This is a genomic window from Vibrio sp. IB15 (genome assembly GCF_016406055.1).
Lineage (GTDB): Bacteria > Pseudomonadota > Gammaproteobacteria > Enterobacterales > Vibrionaceae > Vibrio > Vibrio chagasii.
The window spans coordinates 1-2,066 of the sequence record NZ_JAEFCE010000131.1 but is presented as its reverse complement, the minus strand read 5'-3'; the positions used below and the strand labels follow the sequence as shown (position 1 = coordinate 2,066).

Here is a 2,066-nt window from a genome sequence, read left to right as displayed (position 1 = left end):
TGACACTCTCCAATTTCATGTTGGAAATGTGTCAACCATATTTAGGACGGTACAGACCCAACTAAAAAAGCATGTACTTGGTGACTTCTTTGTATGCCACCTTTTTGAAAATAACGCCTACCTGCTATACCAAATTCACCTTTAACTTCATACCCAAGCGACTCCATCAGATTATTGTTCTTATCCAACTCTTCTAGTGATTTCACTTCTAAAAGAATATCGATGATTGGTTTCGCACAAAGACCTTTAACTGAAGTACTACCAATGTGATGAATTGCCACTACATTAACTGAATTCAAGACCGACTCTAGCAACACCTTTTCGTCGCTAAAATCATCGGCCCATGAAGGTCGATAGTCTACAACTTCAATTACCCTCGAACTCATTGTTCCTCCATTTACCTAACGCCTCAATCAGAGGCAAAAAATCAGTTGGTTAAAATTAGCGACGCAGGAGCAAAACCAACTGTTTTTCGTCCTGCTGAATTGACTTGTTAGATTTCGTTTTAACCTATATGTAAATCTTATCGCAATATAGGCAATACTCATATTCCGTGAAGTTAAACTCGAAGTCATTTTTAAACATTGCATAATTTTGAGGAGTTATATCAAAACTATGATTTCCTGTATGTTCATCAGAAAGATCTAAACCTTTCTTTATTTTTTCCCGAGTCATAGTTTTAAGGAGTGTTTCTTCTTCAACTAAGATATGTCCATCTTCGTCAGCACGACAAGTTTGGATATAAAAATCGCAACGTTTCATATCATAAAGTGGCTCAAGTAGCTCAACAAACAATCCCGTTTCACTAATTTTTTTAATCGTTCTCTCATTTAAATCAAAACAACAGATATACATGTAGTAGTCCCAACCAAACCTAAGACTAAATAGTTCATTAATCTCCAATCTGCACCACAGAAAACCTCGTAAAATCATTTTGATTAAAATTTTAAGATCATCTATTTCGAGTTTCTTGTCTTCAAAGAGTTTAATATTCTTAAACTCCTCGCTAACTAACCACTGGTTGTCCTTATCCGAAAGGTTACCTTCTAGAAACTTAGACTCAAGGTCTACTACTCGAAGGTGCTTAATGTGTTTGGACTGGAGGCACTCTATCACAGCATTTATATACTTTTCTTCAATTTTAAAATATTCCGATGCTTTAAACTCAATTCCATTAAACGTTTTCCCGACTTCTGACGGACACGTCCATTCATCAACTTTGTAATGACCATCCGAATTTCTATTTTTAGGATCGTATTTTGTAATTCTGAAATTCAACATTGCAAATTTTACCGATGGTGGATTTGATGAAAGAAATCTAACGCCCGCTTAAGTTGTGAGTGTCGCTCCACTGAACTTTGATTGAACACCGTAATCACATAAGCCCAAATTGACGCCAAAAGTGCCGAGTGTTAAGAATCGACTTGAAGCGTTTGTTAGCCCAATTTATCCACCGTTATCAAACGATAGCTGCCACAGCCAATGCCACTATCCTGATAACCAACTAAACTTTCAAAAACATTAAAATGAGATACGACTACGATTTTAGAGTAATGCTTGTATCGCGATAACACTGTTTTTGCGCGATTTCTAAGTGCAATCCAAGATTCGTAAGGAACGTTATTAGGCTCCGCATTAATTTTCAGTGAAGCGCGATACTCATGCCAGCGACGATCTCTTTCTTGAAGGTCTAAGTAACCTCCTTCAAGGTCAGCTCGCCACTCACGTAAATCATGTTCAACGAAGAGTTCTAAACCAAGTTGACGATTTATAATTTCTGCCGTTTGAAGTGCTCTTGTATAGGGGGAGGATATGATAACTTCCGCTTTCTCTAGTTGAATTTCTTCAGCAACAGCGTGTAATTCATGTATTTGGTCTCGATGTAAAGGAGCATAATCCTTCTCAAGTTGGCTCATTTTTCGCGCGTCAGATAATGAGTAGTCTGGAACGCCATGCCTTACAAATACAACTTCCATTTTTTCTAAGTCTCCATTTTCACCGAATTGGGCTAATGCCGCCAGCAGAGGCGCAGCTATGCTGCTGACTGGCCTTGTTAGCAATTGTTT

General features: G+C 37.9%; 3 protein-coding genes. All 3 read right to left on the bottom strand.

The genetic code is table 11. From position 1 onward, the window contains the following. Positions 1 to 41: 41 nt before the first annotated feature. A complete protein-coding gene (locus JC606_RS23035; RefSeq protein WP_233090623.1) occupies positions 42 to 386 on the bottom strand; it encodes a GrpB family protein in 345 nt (114 codons plus the stop codon). Between the two features lie 124 nt (positions 387 to 510). Beyond that, on the bottom strand, positions 511 to 1,281 hold the full coding sequence (locus JC606_RS23030; RefSeq protein WP_198779528.1) for a hypothetical protein: 771 nt from the start codon (positions 1,279 to 1,281) through the stop codon (positions 511 to 513). Between the two features lie 155 nt (positions 1,282 to 1,436). Next, the gene (locus JC606_RS23025; RefSeq protein WP_198779529.1) at positions 1,437 to 1,976 is read right to left on the bottom strand and encodes a histidine phosphatase family protein; all 540 of its coding nucleotides are present in this window, start codon (positions 1,974 to 1,976) and stop codon (positions 1,437 to 1,439) included. Positions 1,977 to 2,066: the final 90 nt, after the last annotated feature.

Bases quoted from the DNA above. Each gene is read 5' to 3' on its own strand.
- JC606_RS23030 (WP_198779528.1), bottom strand. From the start codon at position 1,281: ATGTTGAATTTCAGAATTACAAAATACGATCCTAAAAATAGAAATTCG.
- JC606_RS23025 (WP_198779529.1), bottom strand. From the start codon at position 1,976: ATGGAAGTTGTATTTGTAAGGCATGGCGTTCCAGACTACTCATTATCT.
- JC606_RS23035 (WP_233090623.1), bottom strand. From the start codon at position 386: ATGAGTTCGAGGGTAATTGAAGTTGTAGACTATCGACCTTCATGGGCC.